Origin of the sequence: Parashewanella spongiae, from assembly GCF_004358345.1 — a bacterium.
GTDB lineage: Bacteria > Pseudomonadota > Gammaproteobacteria > Enterobacterales > Shewanellaceae > Parashewanella > Parashewanella spongiae.
The window spans coordinates 603,711-629,705 of sequence record NZ_CP037952.1; the positions used below are offsets into that span (position 1 = coordinate 603,711).

23 protein-coding genes are annotated in these 25,995 nt (G+C 40.0%); 14 read left to right on the top strand and 9 right to left on the bottom strand.

Annotated features, from left to right (window positions below):
* The first annotated feature begins 260 nt into the window (after positions 1-260).
* Positions 261-944 (top strand): hypothetical protein, encoded by a 684-nt coding sequence (locus E2I05_RS02120; protein WP_121852689.1) that lies wholly within the window; start codon positions 261-263, stop codon positions 942-944.
* A 6-nt stretch (positions 945-950) separates the two neighbouring features.
* Here E2I05_RS02120 and E2I05_RS02125 read toward each other — a convergent pair whose 3' ends face one another.
* The 6 genes from E2I05_RS02125 to hslV all read right to left on the bottom strand — a co-directional run bounded on the left by E2I05_RS02125 (position 951) and on the right by hslV (position 8,042).
* Entirely contained in the window at positions 951-1,736 is a 786-nt protein-coding gene (locus E2I05_RS02125; RefSeq protein ID WP_121852688.1) for a hydratase, read from the bottom strand.
* A 99-nt stretch (positions 1,737-1,835) separates the two neighbouring features.
* Entirely contained in the window at positions 1,836-3,374 is a 1,539-nt protein-coding gene (locus E2I05_RS02130) for a M4 family metallopeptidase (RefSeq protein WP_121852687.1), read from the bottom strand.
* A gap of 125 nt (positions 3,375-3,499) precedes the next feature.
* A complete protein-coding gene (locus E2I05_RS02135) occupies positions 3,500-5,026 on the bottom strand; it encodes a M4 family metallopeptidase (RefSeq protein ID WP_121852686.1) in 1,527 nt (508 codons plus the stop codon).
* Between the two features lie 334 nt (positions 5,027-5,360).
* Positions 5,361-5,747, bottom strand: a complete 387-nt coding sequence (locus tag E2I05_RS02140; RefSeq protein WP_121852685.1) for a gamma-butyrobetaine hydroxylase family protein — start codon at positions 5,745-5,747, stop codon at positions 5,361-5,363.
* A 431-nt stretch (positions 5,748-6,178) separates the two neighbouring features.
* Complete coding sequence (gene hslU, locus E2I05_RS02145; protein WP_121852684.1) at positions 6,179-7,504, bottom strand: ATP-dependent protease ATPase subunit HslU; 1,326 nt, start codon at positions 7,502-7,504, stop codon at positions 6,179-6,181.
* A gap of 13 nt (positions 7,505-7,517) precedes the next feature.
* On the bottom strand, positions 7,518-8,042 hold the full coding sequence (gene hslV, locus E2I05_RS02150; RefSeq protein WP_121852683.1) for an ATP-dependent protease subunit HslV: 525 nt from the start codon (positions 8,040-8,042) through the stop codon (positions 7,518-7,520).
* Positions 8,043-8,296: 254 nt separating this feature from the next.
* On the opposite strand from hslV, the gene E2I05_RS02155 reads away from it, so the two are divergent.
* From E2I05_RS02155 to E2I05_RS02175, 5 genes are all read left to right on the top strand, one after another.
* Positions 8,297-11,692, top strand: coding sequence for an ankyrin repeat domain-containing protein (locus E2I05_RS02155; protein ID WP_121852682.1), 3,396 nt, complete (start codon positions 8,297-8,299; stop codon positions 11,690-11,692).
* Between the two features lie 298 nt (positions 11,693-11,990).
* Positions 11,991-12,791, top strand: a complete 801-nt coding sequence (locus E2I05_RS02160) for a sterol desaturase family protein (protein WP_170179607.1) — start codon at positions 11,991-11,993, stop codon at positions 12,789-12,791.
* Positions 12,792-12,909: 118 nt separating this feature from the next.
* Complete coding sequence (locus E2I05_RS02165) at positions 12,910-14,712, top strand: assimilatory sulfite reductase (NADPH) flavoprotein subunit (RefSeq protein WP_121852705.1); 1,803 nt, start codon at positions 12,910-12,912, stop codon at positions 14,710-14,712.
* 12 nt (positions 14,713-14,724) lie between these two features.
* A complete protein-coding gene (cysI, locus tag E2I05_RS02170; protein WP_121852680.1) occupies positions 14,725-16,428 on the top strand; it encodes an assimilatory sulfite reductase (NADPH) hemoprotein subunit in 1,704 nt (567 codons plus the stop codon).
* The gene (locus E2I05_RS02175; RefSeq protein ID WP_243641043.1) at positions 16,421-17,194 is read left to right on the top strand and encodes a phosphoadenylyl-sulfate reductase; all 774 of its coding nucleotides are present in this window, start codon (positions 16,421-16,423) and stop codon (positions 17,192-17,194) included. The genes cysI and E2I05_RS02175 overlap by 8 nt, the downstream gene beginning before the upstream one ends.
* Here E2I05_RS02175 and E2I05_RS02180 read toward each other — a convergent pair.
* On the bottom strand, positions 17,191-19,464 hold the full coding sequence (locus tag E2I05_RS02180; protein WP_121852678.1) for an ankyrin repeat domain-containing protein: 2,274 nt from the start codon (positions 19,462-19,464) through the stop codon (positions 17,191-17,193). The two genes, E2I05_RS02175 and E2I05_RS02180, sit on opposite strands and share 4 nt — an antisense overlap.
* 214 nt (positions 19,465-19,678) lie before the next feature.
* Between E2I05_RS02180 and E2I05_RS21895 the strand changes: the two genes are divergently transcribed.
* From E2I05_RS21895 to E2I05_RS02195, 4 genes are all read left to right on the top strand, one after another.
* Complete coding sequence (locus E2I05_RS21895) at positions 19,679-19,855, top strand: hypothetical protein (RefSeq protein ID WP_165905446.1); 177 nt, start codon at positions 19,679-19,681, stop codon at positions 19,853-19,855.
* Positions 19,856-19,881: 26 nt separating this feature from the next.
* On the top strand, positions 19,882-20,448 hold the full coding sequence (locus E2I05_RS02185) for a YajG family lipoprotein (RefSeq protein WP_121852677.1): 567 nt from the start codon (positions 19,882-19,884) through the stop codon (positions 20,446-20,448).
* A gap of 21 nt (positions 20,449-20,469) precedes the next feature.
* Entirely contained in the window at positions 20,470-21,054 is a 585-nt protein-coding gene (locus E2I05_RS02190) for a peptidylprolyl isomerase (protein ID WP_121852704.1), read from the top strand.
* 88 nt (positions 21,055-21,142) lie between these two features.
* Entirely contained in the window at positions 21,143-21,490 is a 348-nt protein-coding gene (locus E2I05_RS02195) for a hypothetical protein (protein ID WP_121852676.1), read from the top strand.
* A gap of 667 nt (positions 21,491-22,157) precedes the next feature.
* Here the strand turns inward: E2I05_RS02195 and E2I05_RS02200 are convergent.
* Positions 22,158-22,415, bottom strand: coding sequence for a hypothetical protein (locus tag E2I05_RS02200; protein WP_133372175.1), 258 nt, complete (start codon positions 22,413-22,415; stop codon positions 22,158-22,160).
* Between the two features lie 312 nt (positions 22,416-22,727).
* Between E2I05_RS02200 and E2I05_RS02205 the strand changes: the two genes are divergently transcribed.
* Positions 22,728-23,855: an IS4 family transposase gene (locus tag E2I05_RS02205; protein WP_133309441.1), complete on the top strand. Its 1,128-nt coding sequence runs from the start codon at positions 22,728-22,730 to the stop codon at positions 23,853-23,855.
* Positions 23,856-23,910: 55 nt separating this feature from the next.
* Complete coding sequence (locus E2I05_RS02210) at positions 23,911-24,096, top strand: hypothetical protein (protein WP_133309406.1); 186 nt, start codon at positions 23,911-23,913, stop codon at positions 24,094-24,096.
* 3 nt (positions 24,097-24,099) lie between these two features.
* Here the strand turns inward: E2I05_RS02210 and E2I05_RS02215 are convergent, their stop codons facing one another.
* Entirely contained in the window at positions 24,100-24,366 is a 267-nt protein-coding gene (locus E2I05_RS02215; protein ID WP_121854764.1) for a hypothetical protein, read from the bottom strand.
* 712 nt (positions 24,367-25,078) lie between these two features.
* Here E2I05_RS02215 and E2I05_RS02220 point away from each other — a divergent pair.
* Together E2I05_RS02220 and E2I05_RS02225 are read left to right on the top strand one after the other, a co-directional pair.
* The gene (locus tag E2I05_RS02220) at positions 25,079-25,456 is read left to right on the top strand and encodes a TonB family protein (RefSeq protein WP_121854763.1); all 378 of its coding nucleotides are present in this window, start codon (positions 25,079-25,081) and stop codon (positions 25,454-25,456) included.
* Between the two features lie 57 nt (positions 25,457-25,513).
* On the top strand, positions 25,514-25,927 hold the full coding sequence (locus tag E2I05_RS02225; protein ID WP_243641139.1) for a hypothetical protein: 414 nt from the start codon (positions 25,514-25,516) through the stop codon (positions 25,925-25,927).
* Positions 25,928-25,995: the final 68 nt, after the last annotated feature.

The following is a 25,995-nucleotide window of genomic DNA, read 5'->3' on the forward strand; positions in this document are numbered from 1 at the left end:
TATGTTTATCGGTATGTGAACACTATCGACGTGAATAATAATTAATCTGTTTACTTTATGCGAGGATCTATTTCAGGCTAATAAAAAGGTAAAATAAGTTCAATTTCGTTATGGCTTTTATTGGAATTCATTGTTTTTATTTGAATTGTTTCATTGGTGTTAAGCCTTGTGGATCAGAATTTAGTTCTCTAAATTGGATCATTTATTCTCTTGGCGATAGAATTAAATCATCAGTGATGAACTGAGAAAAGAGGTGCTCTATGTATACTCAAATGATTTCAAACCAATGCCATCAACAATCTTGGTGGCGTGCGACCCAACAAACATTATTGTCACTTTCATTTTGTGTCTTGTTACTGCTTTGCGTTCCTCAAAGTGTTGCGTCACAAAATAATAGATCACAAGAACCACATGGCAGCAGTTTTGTGGTGGATCATGCCAATTTGACTCAGCATAGAAAATACTCGAATCACTTTGATAGAAGATCTCACCAACACAGAAATAAACACAGTCATAGGCCTCATGATGGTTTTAGGAATCGTTACAATCATTGGGCACCTCATGACTGGTGGCAAGGGAAATTCTGGAAAAATAATTTTTGGCATAATCATTATCGCCATCATTACCGTCAACGTCATCACCATTCAAGATTAAACGACTTTACTAATACCTTATTAACCGTACCTCTAGTGCTAGGGGCTGAGCAACTATGGCAAGAGCAACGGGATGACAACGCTCAGTATCAAGATCAGCAAATGGAACCTCAAGTAACACAAGTGACGACCAGCATGAGTTATGCGAAAGGCGTTAGGCGTTTGCCGAATAACGCAAGGGTGGTTCAAGTTGATGGGAAAACACGCTATCAATGGCAAGGTAAAACTTACCGCTTTGATTGGCAGCAGCAAGTTTATTTACCGATTAACGAAACCGCCCAAGCAAAGTAATTGGTATTATTTGCGGTCAAACTTGAGTGATATTTCACCTAAATCACCATATTGCAGGGTGATATTGCGATCGAACGGCACTCTTATTATACCAGCATAAGAGCCTGTGATTACATGTTGTCCTGCTTTAATAGCAATACCACGTTGTGAGAGAAAGTTTATTAGCCAATATAAACCAACACGAGGATGCTGATTGGGGTGTGTAACTATTTTATCCAGTAAAATTTCAGTTTGTGTGTCCTGCTCTGCGGTTACTGTCAACTGAAAACGACCCATCTGCTCGAGAGTAACTTGAGGATTGATTTCAACGCCAAGATAAACCCCTTGATTCAATAATCCATCAGCCAGTGCTTCGAAAAAAGTTGCTTCAGAAGGGGAGTGATATCGGCTTTGCATCAACTCCAACGCGAGTCGGGTATCGCCTATAGCCGCTTCAATTTCAGTATCTGAATAAGGTGTTTTACGAGCAGGAAGATCATGAGCGAAGGTAGAGACAATTTCTGGCTCTATCAATGCCATGTTGTCTGAGGAGGCATAAAGTGGACAATGCTGAGTAAGATCATGCATGTTATCAGCAAATAAAGGCGCCAGCATTGTGGTCGTTGCTGTTGGTAATACGCATTTCCAACCCGAAATATGGGTGTTGGCTAACTCGCAGTATTTTTTACTGACATCTTGTTGTAATTGTAAAGCGGCTTCAAAATCTTGTGGTTTTGTGATCTCAGAGAGAATATCACCGGGTGTACCAAGTAAACGTCTTGTGGCTAACTCTAGCGCGATTGATTGGTTCATTAGAATGACTTTGTTCAGTAAAAACAATGTTGCTTTTGTACGGCATTGCCTGCAAAACTGCAAGCCAATCTAATTCATTCGAACTCAGATAAACTCATATTAATCGGCTTCTGGTGCCTCACACGGCGTAATGCCGACCACATTAAAAGCATGAACAACATCGTCGCTATTCATTTCCATATCTTTTGCTGCTTTTGATACCCCGCAGGCAGCATCCCAGAAATTGCTGTCAATATTCCAATACAATTGGTTAGCTAAAGCAAAAGTTTGAAAAGCGGATTTAATCGTCCAACCTTTGCTCGTCGCTAAGGTATAAAAGGCTTTATTGAAGATGCCACTGGCGAAGTGAGAATTGGTGCCTGAACGATACTGATGCACATTATCAATCGAATACCCGTCTTTACGAGGTTCGTCTAAATATCGTGCCGCTGGCATTCTTTTCATTATTTCACCACCAATGGAAAAGTCAGCTTGGTTGTCGCGATAAAATTTTGCTGCAACGCCTGCCATATCGGAAAATGACTCGTTGATGGCACCTGCTTGGCCTTTGCTCTTGAGGTTAGAATTGAACTGCGTGAAACCGTGGCTGATTTCGTGGGCTGAAATCCCTATGCCAACAAGGGGGTAGAATAGCCGCTGCCCATCACCAAAGAGCATTTGATGGCCGTTCCACAAGGCATTGTCGTAAGCGGTTTTGTAATGTACTGCCATGATAAGTTGACCTTCAATGGGGGCTTGCTTTATCCATGACTGATACATATCGTAAATAATATTGCCATTGAACAGTGCATCATTAGCCGTTCCGAAGCCGCCATTGATGGTCGCTTCTTGATATTCTGGGCAAGGGTATGTAATGGCATCAAGCTTGTCAGGAATAATGGCTTGATGCGTTAAGTTAACGGTTTTTACGTGTGAGTTTTCTAAAGAGCAGCTAGCACCTGACACAGTAATATTGAGGTTAGGCCTGTCAACGCCATATTGATATTGGCCAGTTTTGATATTACCCCCCATTCCAGTTCCAACCTTTTCATAGAGTATGCCTTCCCATTGATCGAGTATTTCGCCACTGTGCGCGTCGACAAGTGTCATGGGGCGGCTCATTGCAGGTTTATACACTAAATATGAGGTAAGGTAAGTGAGATGGGGTTGCTTTTCTTCATCAAGATAAACCCACAGTTTGGTTTCAGGATAATAAATTTTCTGATTGGCCGAACTTTGAATTGGTGATTTATTCTCTAAATCTGCAAGCTGAGTTCTGGAAAGTTGTAGTGCTTTCTGTGCGCTGATGGTTGGCTGAGAAAAACCTTCATTTTGGACTAATTGAGACACTACATTACCACTCATTGCTTGAAGCTTGTTCGTGGTTGCTACATTACTGGTGACGCTATAGCCATAAACTGGTACATTTTGATAATACTGCTGAAGACGATATTTCTTTTTGCCATTCGGTAGGGTAATGGTTTTGTTGATCCTAAAATCAGTCTCATCATCAAGCTGAAATTGAACTGGACTATTTAACCCATCACTGGCAGCTTGAGCGTCTGCACCTAAACGAACAATCTGTGCCGCGTTTAATGACGAGATAAAGTTGCTCGCTGCTAACAAGATAAACAAATTTACCGACTTTGAAAATAGCATCAAGCAACTCCTTCAATCGTTAAGTTTTTCTCATGAAAACGCTACATACATAAACGGGCATGTAGCGCTACATTGAGGTTGTAATATTCGTGGATCTTTATGTGCCATTAGTGTGTAGCATATGACTAATGGCTACACGGTGCTTTGATGTCAACAGCTGCAAAGGCTGCTAGTACATCTTCTACGTTCCTGCTCAAATCTATTGCGGCATTCAGGACACCACAAGCACCATCTTTAAAGCTACTATTTGCATTCCAGTAGAGCTGATTAGCGGTCGCAAAGGTTTCAAAAGCACTTTGGGTGTCCCAGCCCTCAGTATTTGCCAGAGTATAAAAAGCCTTGTTGTAAACCCCAGAACTATGATGCACATTTAGGCTTGAGTTGTAGTCGTCAGCGCTGCTAATTGATTGACCATCTTTAGTTGGGTCGTCCATGTAGCGTAATGCTTGCCCAAGTCTTGCTTCATCTTTTACGATGTCAGCACCTACCATAAAATCATTGCTGCCACGCATATAGAACTTGGCGGCTTCACCGGCCATGTCAGAAAAGGCTTCATTCATGCCGCCAGATTGACCTTTGTAAATCAAGCCTGAGTTTTGTTCGGTAAATCCATGACTAACTTCGTGTGCTGTAACGTCTAACGCCACGAGAGGGTAGAAAAGAGCGTTACCATCGCCGAAAGTCATATTTTTGCCGTTCCACATTGCATTTTCAAAACCCCACCAATAATGCACGCGCATAACCAGTTTGATATCTAGTGGGGCGGCATCAAACCAATCGTTGTACATATCAAATATGACCCCACCAAAGAATTGCGCATCGTTAACGGGGCCGTAAGCACCTTTCTTGGTTTTTTCTTCATGGCGTGGGCAATCAAAGACTGCTGGTTTATTGAACCAACTATTCCAAAACTTCCAGTGAGATAAGTCAACCGTCATCACATGTTCATTATTCATGTAACAAGTGCTGCCTTTTTGAGTGACATTGATATTGGGATAATCCACACCATATTCATACTTGCCGGTTTTCTCATTTCCCCCTGAGCCAGTACCGATTTTATCTGTAGTTAATCCATCCCACTGGCTAAGTACTATGCCTGAGTGTGCATCCACCACGGTAAAGGGGCGACTTGGCTGTGAGCCGTTAACAAAATAGTTCGTGATGTATACGAGATGTTCAACGTTATTTTCGTCGAGATAAACCCACAGCTTGGTTTCTTTGTTTTCGATATTATCTTCATCAATTGCACTAGACAGCACTGAGATGGGCATAGAAATCGCCATGGCTTGCTCTGGGGTAATGCTCGGTGTCACAAAGCTTTTGTCTTGAGGTAAGTTGGTTACCGCATTGCCACGGGTTTGGGTATATTGGCCTAAATGATCTTTAGCAGCACTCACCGTAAAACCAAAAACAGGTACGTCTTGATAATACTGTTGCAGACGATATTTTGTTTTGCCATTGATCAGTTTGACTTTTTTACTGACTTTAAATTGAGTGCCATGATCAAGTTGTCCCTGCTGACTGAATCCCTGAATGTTAATGGAAGTTTGAGGAAGTGTGTCGAGTTGAATAATATCAGCCGCGAAAACGGAACCTGATAAAGAAGTACTGATAAGCGTAGCAAGTAGCGACCAATGTTTATTGAGTGTCATATTTATATTCCCGTGCTTTTAATTTATTAAAATTTTTCAGATGAACCGATCGGTATGAATCGTCATTTGAAAATGCACACTGACTGTATGATGACTTCACCCGTTCAACTTATAAATGAATGTAATTAAAGATCGTAACAGCTGATAAAGAGCAAGCGACTCAATATGAAGCGTAAGTGAAACCTACAAACTTCTGGTGCATTAACATGATATAAAGGATAGGGGCTGAATGAGGGCTGTATCAGTAGAAAGTTTAATGAAAGACTTTAATGGAGCAATAAAATGAGTAAGGGTTGACGCAAAAAAAGTTAGCGAATTAATCCATGAAATTTATTTACGAACGGTATTGAACAACCATAGGAATTATCGCTTCTCGTGATGCTTTTGCTTCTGACATTCTACTGAGGTAAATTTGCCAGAGCGACTCATACTGAGTAGCAAGGTGATATAGCACCGACCATGAATAAATGCCTGTGTTATGACCATCATCAAACACCAATTTGACACCGTAATGTCCAACCATTTCAATGTGAGTAATGTTGACCATTTTTTTGTGCGTCACAAGAATCGGATCACCGTGTCCTTGTACTTCAGCTGATGGTGAATGCACCCGCAGAAATTCACAGCTGAGTTGATGAGTTACACCATCATCAAAAGTAACTTCCAGTTGACAGCTTTTACGTTTCAATTTTAAGTTTGTGACTGTTGGTATATGTGTCATAACGAACTCGCTAAAATAGAAAGGGCCAAAGTGAATTGGCCTTCTCTAGTTATACCAATTACAGTAATTAATCTCTCACTCAGCAAGAACTAAAGGGTTTCAGTTCAAGGCACAAGCTCGAAGTACTATATTCCCTACGGCCGCCATACAAAACTGGCGTACAACGCACTTAGTGCTTTTGTCAGGATAATTCAAGTGCTTGTAACGCAGTAATGGAACCTTTAGCTTTGCCCTTTGGGAGCTTGTATGTACTCACTTTGGTTTATAAAGAATACTTCTCAAAATTGTCTTGACGTAGCAATGTAATAACGACAGCTTTGTATGTCGGTAACAACTATGTCTTCATCAATTTCGATTGCACTTTGAGCACATACATAGCTCTGAGTTGAGCATTTAATTACTGTAATTGGTATTATTATCACTCGAAAGGATTATAAAACGAAGCGGCTGAGATCTTCATTTTGTACCAAGTTGTCCAAGTGACCATTGACATATTCAGCATCGATAGTCATTGTTTCTCCTGACTTGTCGGAAGCTTCATAAGATATCTCTTCCATTAAGCGTTCCATCACTGTGTGTAAACGACGTGCGCCAATGTTCTCGGTGCGTTCGTTCACTTGCCATGATGCATTGGCGATGGCATCAATACCTGACTCAGTAAATTCAATGGTGACACCTTCAGTCGACATTAAGGCCACATATTGCTCTGTTAATGATGCACTTGGCTCAGTCAAAATGCGTTTAAAATCATCGGAGGATAAAGCACTTAATTCTACTCGGATTGGCAATCTACCTTGCAGTTCAGGGATCAAGTCAGATGGTTTTGACATCTGAAATGCACCTGAAGCAATAAACAATATGTGATCGGTTTTCACCATGCCATGTTTGGTATTGACGGTACAGCCTTCAACCAACGGCAGTAAATCCCGTTGAACACCTTCGCGGGATACGTCGGGACCTGATGATTCACCGCGTTTACATATCTTGTCGATTTCATCTAAAAAGACGATGCCATGTTGCTCAACGAGTTCAATGGCATTTTCTTTAAGATCTTCTTGATTTACAAGCTTGGTGGCTTCTTCTTCGATAAGCTGCTTAAGCGCGTCTGGGATTTTAAGCTTTTTACGCTTAGAAGGTGCTTGTCCCATATTTTGGAACATGCCTTGAAGCTGATTGGTCATTTCTTCCATGCCTGGCGGTGAGATAATCTCAACCCCAATTGGAGAGGAGGCCACATCAATTTCAATTTCTTTATCGTCTAATTGACCTTCACGCAATTTTTTACGAAAAACTTGGCGTGTTGAAGAGTCTTTATTACTGTCTTGATCCCAGTCATCTTTAACTGGTGGCAATAATGCATCCAGCACACGTTCTTCGGCTGCTTCTTCTGCACGGTGGCGCACTTGCTTCATTTGCTTTTCGCGGGTAAGTTTGATTGCTGAATCAGTCAAATCGCGAATGATTTGCTCAACTTCTTTGCCGACATAACCCACTTCGGTGAACTTAGTGGCTTCGACTTTAATAAAAGGCGCGTCAGCTAATTTGGCCAGACGTCGGGCAATCTCAGTTTTACCGACACCTGTTGGGCCAATCATTAAAATATTTTTTGGTGTGATTTCTTGACGCAAATCACTGTCTAGTTGCATCCGGCGCCAGCGGTTACGTAATGCAATGGCTACGGCACGTTTAGCTTTGTGTTGGCCGATGATGTGTGTATCGAGTTCGTGAACAATTTCACGTGGAGTCATTTGAGACATAATGTGTTACCGCTTAGTAAGTAAGTGCTTCAATCGTTTTATGCTGATTGGTGAATACGCAAATATCGCCTGCGATGGTCAATGCTTTTTCGGCAATGTCTTTGGCATTTAGTTCAGTATTTTCGAGTAATGCTAACGCCGCCGCTTGAGCGAAATTTCCGCCCGAGCCGATTGCCACTAAGTCATGCTCTGGTTGAACAACATCACCATTACCGGTAATAATAAGCGAGCTTTCACCGTCAGCGACCACCAGCATGGCTTCTAATTTTCGCAACATTCTATCGGTACGCCAGTCTTTCGCTAATTCAACCGCTGAACGTAACAAGTGGCCTTGATGCATTTCGAGCTTAGCTTCAAAACGCTCAAAAAGAGTAAATGCATCGGCGGTACCGCCAGCAAAACCAGCGAGTACTTTTTCATGGTAAAGGCGGCGCACTTTTTTAGCATTGCCTTTCATTACAGTGTTGCCAAGAGAAACTTGACCGTCACCAGCAATCACAACTTGATTGTTACGACGGACTGAAACGATTGTAGTCACAGGGATATCCTCATTATATGCCTGTCGGTGATGACAGGAACTCATAACAATAAGATGAGGTTAATATTTTATTTTTCAAGGGTAGGTAGGAGCAATTATTCAAGCTTGAAATGAGTTGGAGACTTTATTCTATAAATCTGTTCCAGCGGGAACGTACGTTTAAGTTAAATATGATTAATTTACTGTTAAAACTAATCGGAATAAAAGGCTGCTAAAGTTTTTCAGTAACTCTAATAAAATAGGATTCAATTGATTTGGCAGTTTCTTTATGGTCGAGAATTTCACCTGCGAACTGGCTTGGGTATCATGAGTCAGAAGTGGATATGCCACAAGCTCAGGTGCCAGAAAATGTTGCTAATGTTAAGTGCTTTTCTACCAGTGCCTATGCAAATTTAGATGCTTTCCTCGGGAGCGGTGAATTTGATCAATTTCGTGCTGAATATATTAATGACATTGCCACGCTTGAACGACTCGCCATTCAATATACTTCAATAAATCCAAGTGAGATTGCGGCCATTTTGTTAACATTTAAGGATCGTTTATTTGATCGGGTTCACCATAAATATAATGTTTTTGGCTTGCCTATTAAGCAGTACCGAGCGATGGCCTATGGAGAAATCAGAACTCAATTGCACACTTCCCTTTGGTACATCGAGAATGATCCGTCAGTAACAACGGCAATGAAAGGCAAATTATTGGCCAATATGGTGGTAGGACTCACAGAGTGTATTGGTCGTGTTCAGAGTAATGTTGACGGAGCACTGCAAACCTTGTCACAAGAAAGGAAAGGCTTTGACGGGCGGATAAGAAATGTTAAACAAACCATAGCGGAGCAAATTGCTCAAGAATTTTTGAATGCTAAGCAAAACAAAAAAGCTCTCGGCTTTGGGAGCGTATATCATATTCATTTCGGCAACTACTTGCTTAACTGCGTCGCTCATAAATATGGACTGCGAGTTTCTAAAGAAAGCGGCCTACATCATGGTAAAAATCGTGTCACACCATCAATAGAGAGTGAGTTTAAAGAATACATCGAAAATCGACTAACTCATAAAGCCACCTTTGATTTTCTCGCGGAAGAGTATACACAAAAGTTTCATTGTGCTTTTATTGAGCATGTTTGGGGGGGAACGGATAAAGGTTATTATGATCTAGCTAAGTTAGAAGGTAATACCCTTGAAGCATTGAAGAAAGAATTAGAAAAAGAACTCTTGCCAGCTTTAAGAACATTCACTCATAAAGAAGCATTTGGTTTAAGTGAACTGCTGGATAATGACAGTATTGCCGACCCCGTTAGCCCACAACAGGTTCAATTTAACTTAAAAAAAGCCTTAGCAGTGGGTCTACACCTACAAATGAGTGGTTTAAAACCGACAACATTTTCTGTAGAAAGAGAAAAAGGTATGGCTCGTGTTATATGTTGCTTAAGAACCACCGGCAATTACTTTGCATGGTTAGAAATTGAAGGAGAAGCTCAACTCGCTACCTTTAAGCACCTTCCAATCATCGCAAAACTAAAGTGTTCAACAAGCATTAAAATTGAATTATTAAGACAAGCATTGAAAGATGATAGTTCCGATATAACTGAGCTATATCGCTTTGTGCAAAGTCTAACAAAATTTTCAGAATATATAGATTTGGTACTCGTTGTAGATTCCATAAGAGAGCACCTTATCAAAAATCAAGATCAAACGGTTGAATTGATAAAAGCTGAAAAATCTTACCAAACCTTAAAAATCATGGCTGCCCTAGTCCAAAATAATGAAGCGTTGATGCTTGCCGTTTTAGCGCAAAATTTCAAACAAAATTTCAAACTTACTCCTAGCCTGTTAAGGTATTTAAATGACCAAATAATGTTTGTAGGTCTTGGTACTCCTAGGTTTTCAGAGCTTAAAGCGGCGATGATGAAATTAACGTCCCCAAATTTGGAGCTCGTAATCAGTTTAGCGATGATCAATGACGACTCAATGTTACTGAGTTTCTTGTTAGAGCATCACACTCCCAAAATTGGGAATTACCTAACATCGGCGAACCCACTAACACTTAGGCGTTCAGCTTATATATTGCAAATGGCTTTCCATTTGCGAAGTGAGCAATGTTTCAATTTGTTAATTGACCATCCGAAAATCAATGTCAACCAAGTTGATGAACATTTTGGAGTAACCGTATTGCATAAAGCACTTGATGATTCCAGTGACGAATATGCCAAGTGGTTAATACTAAAACCCAGAGTTAATTTGTTCTTACTGAATCAAAAAGGTTTAACCGCATTGATTGAAGCACGAAGGAATGGCTATTTAGAGTCTCAAATTTGTGAGCGAATGACATCCGCTTTTTCTGAGCAGTCAGCTGTTGAACCATCAAATTGTGAATGTTTACCAAAGCACAGAGAATGTGATACCCAACATGGTAATCTTACCGAACAGTTGGAGCAGTTATTTGAATTTATGCAAAAACACCGAGACTTTAAAAGTGTTTATTCAATACTGAGTCCACTGCTAAATGACGATGCGAGCAATGAACTAAAAAATAACATCGATATTTTGTTGAGTTATTGGCTAGATACTCGTTCTGAACTTGAAAGCCAACAGATGTGGATATTTTTGCTAGCACAATCCAAGCTCAACTTTTCTGTATTAGAAAGTTTGAAAAATGCCACCAAAGCACCAGAGTTAGAGCAATTAATTTTGCAAACGAAAGCAAAGCAACATTTGCCACTATCAAGGGAAGAAATTACCTCGTTGGAGAGAAATTTTCTCGAATTTCCAGAAAGTGTAACCCATTGTTTATGGCCCGAACCTTGTTTTCAGCAAATTTTAATCCACGCAATCAGTCAAAATAATTTGTCATTAGTAAAAACTTTGTTGCATATAAAACCTACAATGAATTGCAATGGGACTTTTGAAACCGTAACAGATAAGAATCGGTATTATAAATTCTGCACACCATTAATGTACGCCATGTTAGTCGGTAATGATGAAATGTGCGCTCTAGTACTCAGCATTAGACCTCAAGACATGTCAAACCAAGGAGGATTACTGTTAACTCATAGCGCACTAAATCACAAATACTATCGCTGTTTCGAGCAGATGTTGTTAGTCCCTGATATTGATTGGACTGCCAGAGATACAAAAGGCCGCACAGCGCTACAGGTTGCAATGGAAGGGGATAATAATGCAATCGTTAAAGCAATCGCGCTGAGATCGAATGTGAATATTTTTGCAACGGATATATCAAATAATTGTTGCCTAGATAAATTGTCAGAATTTATGTCTTTGAAGCAAGTGTTTGTACTTATCAGTGAGAAAGCATCAGCAATGTCTTTATTGGGGAAGAGCCAGAAGAATACCTTTAACAAGCGCCCTTTTGCGCAGCAACTTGAAGTGCTGAACGATCAGTTGGCAGCAAAAAGCACTGTTAAAGAGTTGCTTGATATCATTAGTCAACTGCGAAGGGCAAACAATTTTCATTTCAATAAGTCTCAATCACGATCAATTAGTTTGATTTTTCAGGCGCATTGTAATGACCGAGTTTTCGAGTTAACTCCTCAAATTCTGGCCTACGCACAGGCAAGGCCAAAGTCAGAACTTCAAGGACTAAGCATATTGAAGACATTATTAGGCGCACAGTATGAGGCACTCAAATTTTAAGCCTTGCATAGACTTTAAACTTCCCAAAAGCCGTGTACCAGAAATGCTTAAAATTCTGAGATTTTATAGGGCAACTGAACCTAGGCTTAACCTACTCAAAGTCAAGTTGTGTTGGATTCTAATTTGAGCCTATTCTGCACTAAGGAAAGTTGCGGAAGAAAGTATACCGATGAATTCTCGTCACTCCAGTGCAGGCTGGAAACGAAGTAATACCAATTACAGTAATTAAATGCTGAGTGAGAGATTAATTACTGTAATTGGTATAACTATCTCATTGAATGGTAATATTGGATCAAGAATGAGTAACTACTTTTCATCTATTATAAATGAGCAAATCACTTATCTAACTTTATTAACTTACTCAGTCGCTGTAGCGGCAATATGCATCGAAAAGCTTCGTCCTGCCCTGACCCATCCGATACAGCTCCAGCCACTACAAAACAGAACGAGAAGAGTGGTGACGAACATCACAATGCATATTTTAAATATCGGAATACTGCCGCTCTTTAGTAATGCGGTGTTGCTCTTTGCGGCGGAACAAAAATGTGAATTGCTGCCAAATTATCCAATGACACAAGTCTTATTGGCAATATTGAGCCTAGATTTGGCTTCATATGCGTACCATATTATGGTTCACAAATTTCGGCTTTTGTGGTCATTTCATCGAGTGCATCATATTGATGAATTTTTAGATGTCAGTAGTGCATTTCGTTTCCATTTTATGGAAAATGGACTTTCTGTGATCATTCGATATGGTATTCTTGTTGCTTTATTTGGGTTATCTCCTATCGGCATCACAGTATACTTGTTGCTTGAGTCTATTGTGTTGATCTTTCAGCATTCAAATATCAGATTATCAGCCAGCGCTGAAAAAATAATTGAATTTGTATTTATAACTCCAAGACTTCATCGCATCCATCACCATCATGAATTGCCTTACACAGATAGCAACTTTGGCACAATATTTACAATTTGGGATAGAATTTTTGGTACCATGAATCGCGGGTTATCCAGTAAAGAAGTCACCATTGGGCTTAAAGATATTGAAGAGCAGCCTATTCATCGATTATTTTTTTTGAATGTGAATCGCAAAAGTTAAGTATAACCTCTTATTCTTAAAAGTTATAAAAAATTATTTTTTATTCTTTTTTGTTTGATTTAGATTCTACTAAGATTGCAACAAATAAATGATTTCTTATTCTGCTAAGGACGGTTGCATCGTGCTGGATTCAGTTACACATCTTACATCTCCATTGTCGCAACAACAGCTGAAACAATTAACGGGCTTAACGTCGATGCTAACGCCAGTGCAACAAGCGTGGATCAGTGGTTATTTAGCGGCTCAAGCCAATTTCAATCAGTCATCACATACTCGCGCCAGTAACGATGTCGTTAATGCTCAACATTCTGAGACAGTAACCGTTTTATACGGTAGCCAAACAGGTAATGGCCGTGGTGTGGCTGAGCAAGCCGCCGAGCAATTGACTCAAAAAGGCTTAGCGGTCAATTTGGTTTCTATGGCCGATTATTCTGTTCGAAAACTTAAAAACGAGTCATTACTTGTGGTGGTGGTAAGTACACATGGTGAAGGGGAAACACCGGATGATGCCATCACGTTATACCAATACTTGAACTCCAAGCGCGCGCCAAAACTCGATAACCTTAAGTTTTCTGTGCTGGCATTGGGGGATTCGAGTTACGAACATTTCTGCCAAACCGGTAAAGACTTTCAACAACGATTTATTGCATTAGGCGCAACTGAGCTTCAGCCTATTGTTGAATGTGATGTCGACTTTCAAGCCTTAGTAGATAAATGGCAGCAGCAACTGAGTGAAACACTCATTGACTTGATGCCAAGCGGTGCCGAAATCGTGCCTTTACCAGTTCAAGCTAACGAGCAAGCAAATTCTCAAACGGCAAGCTTTACTAAGCAGCAGCCATTAGAGGCTGAAGTGATTATAAGCCAAAAAATCACTGGTAGGGATTCGGGCAAAGATGTTCGCCATGTAGAAATTGATCTCGGAGATGCCAATCTTGCTTATCAACCCGGTGATGCGTTGGGCGTGTGGGCTGAAAACTCGGAGTTACTGGTCGATGAGTTGCTCAATAATCTTCAACTGAATGGCGAAGTCATCCTTGACGAAGGTAAGTCATTAAAACAGATACTAATGCAAGACAAAGAGCTGACGATACTCACCGCTAACGTAGTGAAACGGTGGGCCGAGTTGGCAGATAATGAAGCACTCAATCATTTGGTTGATGATACTATTCAACTTCGTGAATATGTTACAGGACATCAATTCATTGAATTAGTCCAAGCATTCCCTGCCAACATCACTGCCCAAGAGTTGGTCGCGTTATTACGTGGCTTAACACCAAGGCTTTATTCAATTGCATCCAGTCAAGATGAAGTAGAAAACGAAGTCCATCTGACCGTCGCAAAAATCGCTGAAACGCGCAAAGGTGTGACACGTTATGGCACCGCTTCAAAGTGCCTATCAGAAGCACAAGAAGGAAATAAATTAAGAGTATTTGTTGAGTCAAACCCTCATTTTAAATTACCTGAAAACCCACAAACAGATGTGATTATGATTGGTCCGGGTACTGGTATTGCGCCTTTTAGAGCCTTCATACAACAACGCGCTGTTGATGAGGCGAACGGAAAATCTTGGCTGTTTTTTGGTAATCCTCATGTCGAGCAAGATTTCTTGTATCAAACCGAAATCCAGCAGTGGTTAAAGCAAGGGCAGTTAACTCAAATTGATCTGGCATTCTCACGGGATCAAGCAGAGAAAATTTATATTCAGCATCGTCTCGCTGAGCAAGGTGAGCAAGTGTGGCAATGGTTGCAGTCTGGCGCACACCTTTATGTATGCGGTGACGCAAAAAATATGGCAAAAGACGTTCATCAGACTTTAATCGATATTGCAATTCAATATGGTGGATTTGATGAACAGCAAGCTGAGGATTACTTCAATCAGCTGCGCAGTGACAAGCGTTACCAAAAAGACGTGTACTAGGACTGAATGACAATGACCAAACAAAAGCTGGCACATAACGAATACATTAAAACCGACAGTAATTATCTGCGAGGTAGCATTACTCAGGGTCTAAACACACAGGCAACTGGTGCTTTTGCCCCAGACGATCAGCAGTTGATCAAATTTCATGGTTTTTATCAACAAGACGATCGGGACTTGCGAATTGAACGGCAACAACAAAAGCTTGAGCCATTATACAGCTTTATGTTACGCGCTCGTGTACCTGGTGGAATATGCTCGCCAGATCAATGGCTAGCCGTTGATAAGATCGCCTCAACATTGACGACTTCGAACAGTATTCGTCTTACTACAAGACAGACGTTTCAATATCACGGTATTCCAAAACGTAACTTAAAAACCATTATTCAAGACTTAGATCAACAAGCATTAGATTCGATCGCAGCCTGTGGCGATGTTAATCGCAATGTAATGTGTAACCCTAATCCTGTGCAATCCCAGTTGCATGAGCAAACCTATGAAGTAGCTAAACAGCTTTCCGATCATCTGCTGCCACACACCAAAGCGTACGCAGAAATTTGGCTCGATGAGGAAATGTTGGTGAGCACTCAAGACGATCAATCGATCGTAGAACCTGTGTATGGTAAAACCTATTTACCAAGGAAGTTCAAAATGGCGGTTGCTGTGCCACCAGACAATGATGTGGATGTGTATACCAATGATCTGGGTTTTATTGCCGTGGCTGAAAATGATCATTTGATTGGTTTCAACCTTGTTGCAGGTGGCGGCATGGGATCGACTCATGGTGATGTGAATACTTTTCCAAGATTGGCAAATGATTTTGGCTTCATAAAAACTCAAGATGTACTTGCTTTCGCAAAGGCGGTAATGACAGTACAACGGGATTGGGGTAATCGAGTCGATCGCAAGCGGGCGCGTTTTAAGTATACGGTTGTCGATAAAGGTTTTGAAGCAGTTAAAGCAGAAGTTGAAGCGCGTACAGGGATTCAGTTTGAACCAAGTCGCGATGTGGTTTTAGTGGATCGTGGCGATCGTTATGGTTGGGTGAAAGGCGTTGACAATAATTGGCATCTAACCGTATTCATTGAATGCGGCCGAATCAAAGATTCCCCCGGGAAAATGCTGCAAACGGGATTAAGAGAAATCGCCAAGATCCATAAAGGTGATTTCAGAATGACCTCAAATCAAAACATCATTATTGCTGGGGTTGTTGACGGCGCAAAAGCCGATATTGAAGCTATTGCTCGTAAACATGGGCTGCTTGGTGAAGTTATTAGCCAAAGTCGGGGACGTTCAATTGCTTGTGTCGCCTTGCCTACATGCCCATTAGCGATGGCTGAAGCGGAACGCTATTTTCCTGATTTTATGGATCACATTGATGGTTTACAGCGTAAGCATAACATTGATGATCGCCCGATTGTTGTTCGTATGACAGGCTGCCCTAATGGTTGTGCACGACCTTTCGCGGCTGAGATTGGGTTGGTAGGACGAGCGCCTGGCCGCTACAACTTGTACTTAGGGGCGGATTATGAAGGTAAGCGATTAAATAAATTGTACCGTGATAACATCGATGAAGCAGAAATCTTGTCCGAGCTTGATCAGCAGTTTGCCCGCTATGCAGTGGAACGCCATGCAGGAGAAAGCTTTGGTGACTTTGTGGTGAGGATCGGAACCGTATCAGCCGTGATTGATGCCGCTAATGATTTTCATGGGTGAAGACATGCATGCTCAACGAGAAGCGCCATACACCAAAAATACCTTAATTGAATTACTCGATGCCCCCGAACATGAACAAACGTTGTTACTGAAGTCGCTCAATAAGATGTTGGATGACTTAACCGCAGCAGAGCGGTTGAAATGGGCCTTTGAGTGTTTGCCAGATACTCATGCTCTTTCATCAAGTTTTGGCATTCAAGCGGCTGTGATGTTGCACTTGGCGACACAAATACAACCTGATATCCCTGTTATTTTAACGGATACGGGCTATTTATTTCCTGAAACTTATCGATTTATTGACACGTTAACAACGCAGTTGCAGCTCAATTTATCAACATTTCGAGCAGAGACCAGCTCAGTGTGGCAAGAAGCACGATATGGACAGCTATGGTCGCAAGGGGAAGCTGGGTTGGCGCTGTATAACAAGATCAATAAAGTAGAGCCCATGCAACGTGCGCTCGCGCAGCTTGGTGTCGGTACTTGGTTTGCAGGGTTACGGCGTGATCAAGCCAAAAGCCGAGAAAATTTGCCGATATTGGCCATTCATGGGAAACGCTATAAGTTACTGCCCATTATTGATTGGAATAATAAGCAGGTTCATGATTATTTGCAATTACACCAGTTACCTTATCATCCTTTGTGGTATGACAACTATGTCTCCGTGGGTGACAGTCACTCAAGCAAGCCGTTAGAGCCAGGCATGCTAGAAGAAGAAACGCGTTTTAACGGCATCAAACGAGAGTGTGGTTTGCATTACGAAATTTAAGGAACAAATGACACCAACACATAGTTTGGTTCATCAGTTTTAGAGCTTGAATCTCTTTGAGGGTTGAGTGGTTCTAAGCTCTTCCCTTCTATTGAAGCTACAATAGTGTTATTGAGAATGAGTCGATTAATGTGTGGATTACTTTTAGCTAAATCGTAGCAGCTTTTCTGATGTAAATCTTTGAGTGACAGGTTTGGTCTTGGTTTGTTAGAGAGTAGTCTTCTAATAATATCAATGTGTTGATAGTAAATTGCCCAGTGCATAACGGTGAAACCATAGAGCCCTTTAATATTAACATCTACTCCGGCTTTAAGTAACATATCTAAGGCTTTTAGGTTGTGAAAAATAGCAGCCAAATGCAGAGGTTCGAGTCTACTGACAGTGAGCTGAGATGTCTTGAGCAGCTTTGGGTTTTCCTGTAATACAACGCGTAAGCAATGATTAGCATGTTTGATGACACAATATTGAATGATATTGACGTGAAGCCGAGTGGGTTTCCTTTGAATAATAGTATTGTAAGAAAAAGTTGCTTTAGCTAATTCGGGTATTGCTATGAGTACTGAACAGGCGTCACCATGATCCGTATCAACAGCAGCCTTTAAGCAACTGATTAACTCTTTGGTCAAAAAATTGTGATGTAAAAACGAGGCTGAAAGATACTGAATATGTTTGAGGACAAGCAGGAATGCTTTTAGCTTTACAGTCGGCGACATAAGATAAGAACGTTTGCTGAGAGCCACTAGTACGGGTGTAGGTGCTTCATGCTTAAGGTGTTTCATGATGAATGGATTGTCTTCTTTTAGGCTGTCATATAAATGCTGTTTATTGATCCATTCAGTGGTAGCGGCGATAACATCAGGCTCTTGAAGCTGATTTATCAGCACTTCTGTTAGTGCTTTGATCAGCCTTTGGCTGCCTAGTTGATTAAGTTGTTCACAATAAAAATGATTTAATGTTTTAAGATCTATGGTGTTGGTAATGGCTTCTGAGCATAAATCAAATATTTTACTTTCCGAAAACCCATTCATATTAAATTGGATAAGATCGCTTAAAGTAAGTGGACGTGATACGCCATCTTCAAGGATATAAAAGTACATCTGCTGTGCAAAACATAACTGTTTACTGGCGTGCATCTTGTCACCAGATAAAGTTCGAGATAAAACATGGAACTCAATATGTTCACCTTTGTCTGACTGATTTTGTTTCGACTGAAAATAAGCTTCGATGTGTTGCATGAGCTTAAATCTAAGCGTAATTATGGAAAGACGATAGGTTGATTCAGTTTTAGAAACCTGAGTCTCTGTAAACAGCCAGTTAAAACTAACATCGAAATCTTTTACAAACTCTCTGATGCTGGCGGTATTGATTTCAAACTGTGTACTGATGTCGCCAGAAGGTACCTGTTCCAATAAATAGTCACGTCCTGCATAGGTATTGGTTGAAACTAATGCTTGTTTGTAACAATCTAGACAGCGAGAAATGAATGTACGATATACACCTGCTGGACTCATTTTTAACGCCATTTGATACTTAAATTCTTCGACTACTTCAGACGTAATAATGCTTGATACATATTGATATTTTATAAAATAATCTTCTGTAATTATGGGGAGTCCATATTCCTTTGCGACTCGATTGGTGAGATAACTAATAAGATGAATTTCCCAGATTTTGCTGTAGCTTATTTTCTTAATAACTTGTAACGCCAGTTGTTTCGCTAAATTGATGCGATCTTTTTGAATGGAGCCTAAACACCCTTGTTTTGCCGCTTCTAATATTGCGTGGCAAGCTTGAAGATCACCAAGTAAACTTCCGGTGCATTTTGTTATCCGGTAGGCGATATCGTCACAACTTTCTTTGCGTGTTTCAATGGGAATACTTGGGTCGTCTAATAGCCGTCTGATGGCCAAAAGATGGGATAAGGCGCTACCAAATATCGCCGTTCTAAAGGAAAGAACAGTCACATTTGAAAAACCAAATATTTTAGAGTGCAGTGAATCAAAATTTTTTGATAAATGAGCTGAAGAAGAGTTCTTATCAACTATCCACTGCTTGTAGCTGTTCAGGAGTGTTTTATAATTGCTTTTAAGATTTTCCATGCCCACTTCATCACAAAAAGCTTGTATCGTTTGCCCATCACGCAGAGGAAAAATAGGAAAGTGTACACCATCTAGCTCATCAATATTGTGAGCTATTGACGGTATTGGCTTTACTTGTTGGTATAGGTAATGATGTGAACATGAACCTGTTGTATGAGAGGAGTAAGCCATAAAGTATGCTATATATTGTTTGAATTTGACTATACTCAGATTTTTTGAAGAAAGTTACAATAAACGGACTGTGAATAATTTTTCACCTAATAGCGCAAGCACTCCTTAAAAAGTTACCATTCCCCCTGTTTTCGCAAACATGAGTTTGATACTCTCATTAGCGCACCTCGTAAGAGGATAAAAATAAAAGTCAGCAAAAGCGCTAGGAAACAAGATGTTAAACTCTGAAGAAAAACAGTACCCCCCTTTAGCTTTGATAAAAACTTGGGTTTGGATGATGGTAGAATCCAATGTGCCCGAAATCAATGAAAAAGGCCGACAAAACATTATCGATTCATTCGGCAGCTTATCTAAAGCCAATGAGTACCTTACTGAGAAGTTGCAAGGCTAACGTGGCCGTCATCGTTTGGAGAAAACATGAAACTGATCATTGTTACATTTTTTGCCTGGATAATACTAATTGGCTGCAGTTCAACACCGCCACAGCTTGTGATTTTATCTCCAGTTTCTCCAACGACGGCCCACGCTCAATCTAATAGTTCGAGTACTATTCATATCACTGTGCTTGACAGGCGTAAGGCAAACTATGTGGCCAGTATCAAAAATGGTGATGAAGTGCGGCGTTTATTGGCACCCGCTACACCGCCTCGTGCTACTTTGCTTAAGGTCATTAAAGCAGGTTTTAGTAAAGCGGGTTATCGCGTCAATTCAGAGGCTGATCTCCAATTGATCTTTTATATCGATGATCTATTAGCTCAAGTACAGCAAAATACCTTTGATTTTGATGTCAAAACTCGAATCCAATTATCATTAAAAGCAGAAAGCCCTCGTCAACATTTCAGTAAGCGTTATCGCGTCAAAGGAAGCATGCAAGGGCCCTTGTCTTTAGATCATAATAAATTAGAGCAACAATTAAATGATTTGATTACTCAATTGACGACTGACATTATGAATGACGAACAACTGATTAAATTTATTCAATAAGGATTTTTCATCATGAAGTACATGTTGCGATCATTTAGCGGAATGATGCTGTTGGTTGTTAGCCAGTTATCATTTGCCGCTGATATTCAAAAAGATACGCTTTACCCCAAAGTTCAATTTGACACTTCAATGGGTAAAATAGTGATGGAACTCGATCGTACAAGGGCTCCCATTACCGTCGATAATTTTTTAACTTACGTGGTAAAGGGCGAATACGATAATACGGTATTTCATCGGATCATTCCTGAGTTTGTCGTTCAAGGAGGAGGGCTTGATCCCGATCTCAATGAAAAACCAGAAATGAAAACGATCGTCAATGAGTCTGGTAACGGATTATCTAATACATTTGGTACGATCGCGATGGCAAGAGAGAGTGAACCTCACACTGCTACGAGGCAATTTTATTTTAATGTCGCTGAAAACACACGATTGGATCCTTCATCACGTCGATGGGGCTATGCAGTCTTTGGTGAAGTGATTGAAGGTGAAGCTGTTTTGCAAGCAATGTCAGTGGTACCAACGGAAGTGAATAAGAAGCTCGGTTGGCCGGATGTGCCTGTGACAACGATCATTTTGAAACAGGCGAAACTGTTGCCAAGAAAATAAACAGTTTTCGTTTAAAAAAACAGCCGCGATCGCGATCTAGTGTTTATACTGGATAAGCTGAAAAATAAAAATACCTTGAGGCGAACCGATGACGACGAAAAACTTCATCGATGAAAAAGCGCCCCAACTTGCTCATTACGGCAAGGCATTTCTTAGTCAACAGATTGATTACAATGAAGTTCAGATATATTTGTGGGACACCTTAGAAGAGTGGCAGCAGTTCGGTGTTCAAGCGGATACACAATCAGACAAAGAGACCGTATTTTGGCATTTATTGCATAGTTTTAATAAATGGCCAGCCTGGGCAATCCGGGGAAATCACGTTTTACGTACGCAAATAAACGAATGTTGTGATTTTTTAAGTGGTAGTGGTGCTATTCCTAGTGGTGTTGTAGGGGTAAGACCGCAGACAGCGCAGTTACATCGTGTAAAATAAGTAGAATAAACAAAAAGCCTGCATAATGTGCAGGCTTTTTTATGGAAACAACTTACACCATTTACAGTAATTAATCTCTCACTCAGCAAGAGCTAAAGGGTTTCAGTGCAAGGCACAAGCTCGAAGTACTATATTCCCTACGGCCGCCACACAAAGCTGGCGTACAACGCATTTAGTGCTTTTGTCGGGATAATTCAAGTGTTTGTAACGCAGTAATGGAACCCTTTAGCCTTGCCCTTCGGGAGCTTGTATGTACTCACTTTAGTTTATAAAGAGTACTTCTCAAAATTGTCTTGACGTAGCAATATAATAACGACAGTTTTGTATGTCGATAACAACTATGCCTTCATCAATTTCTATTGCACTTTGAGCACATACACAGCTCTGAGTTGAGCATTTAATTACTGTAATTGGAAAATACTTCGATAAACTCAAGTCCAAATTCATCTTTGAGAAAACTGATCATTCGATTTTTTAAAGTATTATTGCCATGGTATCCAGTTATGATCGATGTTATGTTGGGTTCATTGTTTTTTTGTGGTAACAAAATAATAGTTTTGCGAAAGCTACTGGAGCAACTCGAATGTGTGTACCATTGCCTTAATGTCCTTCGAAAAATTTATCCATATGCAAATCGATACAATGGTTCACTAAGCCAACACTTTTTTTATATTCCTTGTGTTATCCCTTTATCAATCAAGCTTGCGAAATGATCTTTTTCAATTGGCGCAAGTTGAGCATGTATTTGTGAAAAAGTACACATGTTACATTTGTTCATTATTTTTTCTAAACACCATATTCCAGAGTCAAATCCCTTAGCCTTAATACATACTTTAATAAAGGCATTGTAAATGGCAACATCGGTCTTGATGCCCCATTGTTGCATTAAGCTGGTTGTATTTGTATTTGTATCGCTATCGCCCAATACCAATCTTTTGCCGTCTGAAAAATTTAAATTTAACTTAATTAATATCAGTACTTAATTAATATCAGTAATAGTATGCATGTTTTCGATTCATAGGACGATTTAAATCGTGTTATGAATCGAAAACGCCGTCGAAATTAGATGAGTGGCTGTCAGAAAACTCGGCTGCTTTGTATAACAATTTATGGATTAAAGTTATGTCTCAATACCCTTCTATAATGCAATGGCACTAACTTAAGATTTAGCTGAAGGTTTACTAATTGAACAATAGAGAGTAAATCATACAGATTAAGGTTTTTCTAGTGTCACGCCATGAATACTACAACTCGCCAATTCTTCAATGATGCCCCAGAATTGTTACGTCGCTTTGCTCAAACGGAAGAAGATGAACTTTCTTCAATTCTCACTCTGCAAGATTTAGAAGATTTTCAAAAAGATAATACTCAAAGAGTACGCAAGTATCCCGCCTGCCACACACTTTCGCTTTTCATGAAGCAAGTTGCCAGTGAAAACAAATCTTGTCGTTGCACACTAATCAGTGACGCTAGAGATCAAATTGCTATAGGTCGAGAGAAAAACAGCACAATTACAGGTCCCTACTGCAAAGCAAGAAAACGGTTATCTCCAGAGTCAATTAAATCGCTATTGAAGAAATCAGGAAAAAACTTAGATGAAGCGATTCAAGGGAAATACTTATGGCATGGCCGTAGAGTGCTATTAACTGACGGCTCAACACTATCTATGCCTGATACGGACGAGAACCAAGCCCAATTCCCTCAACCTAAATCACAAAAAGAAGGGCTGGGCTTTCCTCAGCTGCGGATTTTAGTGTTAATTTCTTTGGGTAGCGGTGCAGTCATTGACTCGGCTGTTTCACCTTGTAAAGGGAAAGGTACTGGCGAGCAGGCACTATTAAGAAGTATGCAGTCAGACTTGAAACAAGGTGACATTGTGCTGGGAGATGCTAATTTCGAAAACTACTTTGTTCTTGTAGGACTAATGGGGTTAGGCGTTGATGCTGTTTTCGAAAAAAACGGAGCCAGAAATGTCGATTTCAGAACCTGTGAAGAAAAGCTGGGTAAGCGAGATGGTTTATTTAAGCTAATTCGTCCATCCTGTCCAGAATGGATGACCCCAGAGGATTACGCTCAAGTGCCAGAAGAGCTTATCGTCAGAATGGTAGGAACAAAGAAACGTATCATTGTTACCACCCTCACGGTTAAAGAAGTCTATCCGAAGCAAGATATTATTGATTTATACGTTTCACGATGGCATATCGAGTTGGATTTTAGGTCAATCAAGACCATGATGAAAATGGATATTTTAAGGTGTGGTAGTCCAGATATGGTGCGTAAGGAAATTGATGTTCATTTGTTAGTTTACAACATGATAAGGGCACTTATGTGCCGAGCGGCAGAAAAAAAAAGGAATATCGCCTAGAGAGGCAAGTTTTAAAGCCGCACATGACGCATTACAAGATTTTCAGATATTACTTTTGCAAGCCACCGAAGGGATCATTGACACTTTATTGGATGTGATAGCAGATATTATCGGAGAGCATATCGTTGGCAATCGCCCGGGGAGAAAAGAACCGAGAGCAAAGAAAAGGCGACCGAAACCGACACCAAGGTTACAACATTCAAGAAAACAAGCACGTAGGCTTAAGGTATATCAGAAGTAATTCTTAAGTTAGTGCCATTGTTCTATAATGAGCCTTTTGTGGGCTAGATTTAGAGCGAGTCCTCGATGATTCCTTGTTAAAAAAATCATGCAGCTTTTGTCTATCGGTTTTGCTTAATCTTTGATAACCCTGTTGTAAGTCTTCATCATAATCAAACATTGAAACCTCAAAGTTCAGATAGGATACGGCTTCGCTTGGGTATTTTTGAAGGCTTTTGAATACGGATTCATATATTGATTGTTGTTTAGCAGTAGTGTGCACTGTCGCCATAACATTACTCTATAAGTGAATGAATTAATTAATAAGCTAAAAAATAACGCACTGAAAAGATAAACACAAAAATATTCAGCTTTAAGGTATTCTATAAATCTATAACAGAAAACTATCAACTGCACAGGGGAGTTGTTTCATAGCTCATAGTTGTATCTCAGACTCAAACAAAAAATAATTAAATTGAGCGTAAATTGGTTTGTCCAAAGCCTTACCAGCTTGATTGGCTGGCGCATTTTTGCCCCATTCCAAGCTAGCAACGCTTACACATAGCGATACTATTTATAATGAATAGTTGTTTAAAATCATGTTTTTTTGACTGACCGTTTTGCGGCAAAGTAGTCTAACGATTAACATTATGGTGGTTCGTGCTATAAATTTGCTTCAAGTGCTGTTGTAGTGAAAACCACCATTTATTGACTGCCTTAATTCAGCCACTTTTCGCGAAATTAAGCTCGGCTTTCACGCTGTTCGACCCGCTTTCTGGTTGAGGTGGCTTTTCGTGATGCGCACAAGAAGGCGTTATGGTAAATAGATGGTTATTGGTAACTGGCCTTGGATAGCGCTCTAGTTTATTTACATAAACGCAACAATTGCTGTATCATTTCTTTTTAATCTTAAAATAATAAATTATGCGTAATCAGGGCTGAATATCAAACTATATAAATTAGCTTGCGCATGGTAGAAACGTTATATATTACATGGAGTTCATATGAAGCATCTAGCATTAATACTACTTGGTTTTGCGTTAGTTGGTTGTAAATCGACACCAGAAAAATTTTTATCCACATCAGCAGTTAAAATTGAGCAGGCTGAATTATCAAAATATTGGTTACAAAAGGATGATGAGTTTTCTTTTGAAATTTCAACTCGTAAAACTCCGACAAAAAATGGAACGGTATTTTTAAACTATCTCATTGACTCAAATGGTGAAATATTTGATGCAAAAATAATGAACTCTACCCCTAATCATTCTTGGGATAAGTTTGCACTTAAGGCGTTAGAAAACACTAAATACATTAATGCTGAAAGCAATCCAAATAAAACCCCCGTTATAGTTACTACGAAAATTGACTTCGAAGCCAAGTGAAATAGATCAAATAAAGCATTAAACAAGGATAGTATCGATGAAATCTAAAATTTTTGCATGGTTATAGGTGGGACATTTACTTTAATAGTTTTCTTTGGTGGCTTTATTTCTGCGTTCTATTTAAATTACTCATCATTAGCTAGTACATATACTAAAGAACATATTGATAATGGTCGTTTCATGCTTTGGGCTTTAAAGTTATTGGAAGAAGGTGAAACTGAAAAAGCTAAAGATTTTCTGCGCAGCCAAGTTACAACTAAAGTATTTATTGTTGAAACTGTTCATTTACCTCCAACGAGCAAAAGAGAGTTAGAGCTAATTGAAAGTTTTTATTCGGAAGTTATAGCTTATTTTGATTCTCAAGGTGGTTTTAATGAAACTTTTCAGGTTATGGAAAATGATGTTTGGGTAACAAAACCAACGCCCTCGATGAGTATTCTAGAGGAATTTAAAAGTGAACATAAAAAATAAGCGCTTTAAGCGAGCGTAATTCCAAACCTATTTACCATAACCGCCGTTGTGCGCATTTCAGTTGCAAG

What these genes read in the sequence shown, in the direction of transcription:
- E2I05_RS02175 (WP_243641043.1), top strand. Translation starts at nt 16,421, where the DNA reads ATGGGTGAAGACATGCATGCTCAACGAGAAGCGCCATACACCAAAAAT.
- E2I05_RS02205 (WP_133309441.1), top strand. Translation starts at nt 22,728, where the DNA reads ATGAATACTACAACTCGCCAATTCTTCAATGATGCCCCAGAATTGTTA.
- E2I05_RS02220 (WP_121854763.1), top strand. Translation starts at nt 25,079, where the DNA reads ATGAAGCATCTAGCATTAATACTACTTGGTTTTGCGTTAGTTGGTTGT.
- E2I05_RS02160 (WP_170179607.1), top strand. Translation starts at nt 11,991, where the DNA reads ATGAGTAACTACTTTTCATCTATTATAAATGAGCAAATCACTTATCTA.
- E2I05_RS02215 (WP_121854764.1), bottom strand. Translation starts at nt 24,366, where the DNA reads ATGGCGACAGTGCACACTACTGCTAAACAACAATCAATATATGAATCC.
- E2I05_RS02120 (WP_121852689.1), top strand. Translation starts at nt 261, where the DNA reads ATGTATACTCAAATGATTTCAAACCAATGCCATCAACAATCTTGGTGG.
- E2I05_RS02180 (WP_121852678.1), bottom strand. Translation starts at nt 19,464, where the DNA reads ATGGCTTACTCCTCTCATACAACAGGTTCATGTTCACATCATTACCTA.
- cysI (WP_121852680.1), top strand. Translation starts at nt 14,725, where the DNA reads ATGACCAAACAAAAGCTGGCACATAACGAATACATTAAAACCGACAGT.
- E2I05_RS02195 (WP_121852676.1), top strand. Translation starts at nt 21,143, where the DNA reads ATGACGACGAAAAACTTCATCGATGAAAAAGCGCCCCAACTTGCTCAT.
- E2I05_RS02130 (WP_121852687.1), bottom strand. Translation starts at nt 3,374, where the DNA reads ATGCTATTTTCAAAGTCGGTAAATTTGTTTATCTTGTTAGCAGCGAGC.
- E2I05_RS02225 (WP_243641139.1), top strand. Translation starts at nt 25,514, where the DNA reads ATGGTTATAGGTGGGACATTTACTTTAATAGTTTTCTTTGGTGGCTTT.
- hslU (WP_121852684.1), bottom strand. Translation starts at nt 7,504, where the DNA reads ATGTCTCAAATGACTCCACGTGAAATTGTTCACGAACTCGATACACAC.
- E2I05_RS02185 (WP_121852677.1), top strand. Translation starts at nt 19,882, where the DNA reads ATGAAACTGATCATTGTTACATTTTTTGCCTGGATAATACTAATTGGC.
- E2I05_RS02125 (WP_121852688.1), bottom strand. Translation starts at nt 1,736, where the DNA reads ATGAACCAATCAATCGCGCTAGAGTTAGCCACAAGACGTTTACTTGGT.
- E2I05_RS02135 (WP_121852686.1), bottom strand. Translation starts at nt 5,026, where the DNA reads ATGACACTCAATAAACATTGGTCGCTACTTGCTACGCTTATCAGTACT.
- E2I05_RS21895 (WP_165905446.1), top strand. Translation starts at nt 19,679, where the DNA reads ATGTTAAACTCTGAAGAAAAACAGTACCCCCCTTTAGCTTTGATAAAA.
- E2I05_RS02140 (WP_121852685.1), bottom strand. Translation starts at nt 5,747, where the DNA reads ATGACACATATACCAACAGTCACAAACTTAAAATTGAAACGTAAAAGC.
- E2I05_RS02190 (WP_121852704.1), top strand. Translation starts at nt 20,470, where the DNA reads ATGTTGCGATCATTTAGCGGAATGATGCTGTTGGTTGTTAGCCAGTTA.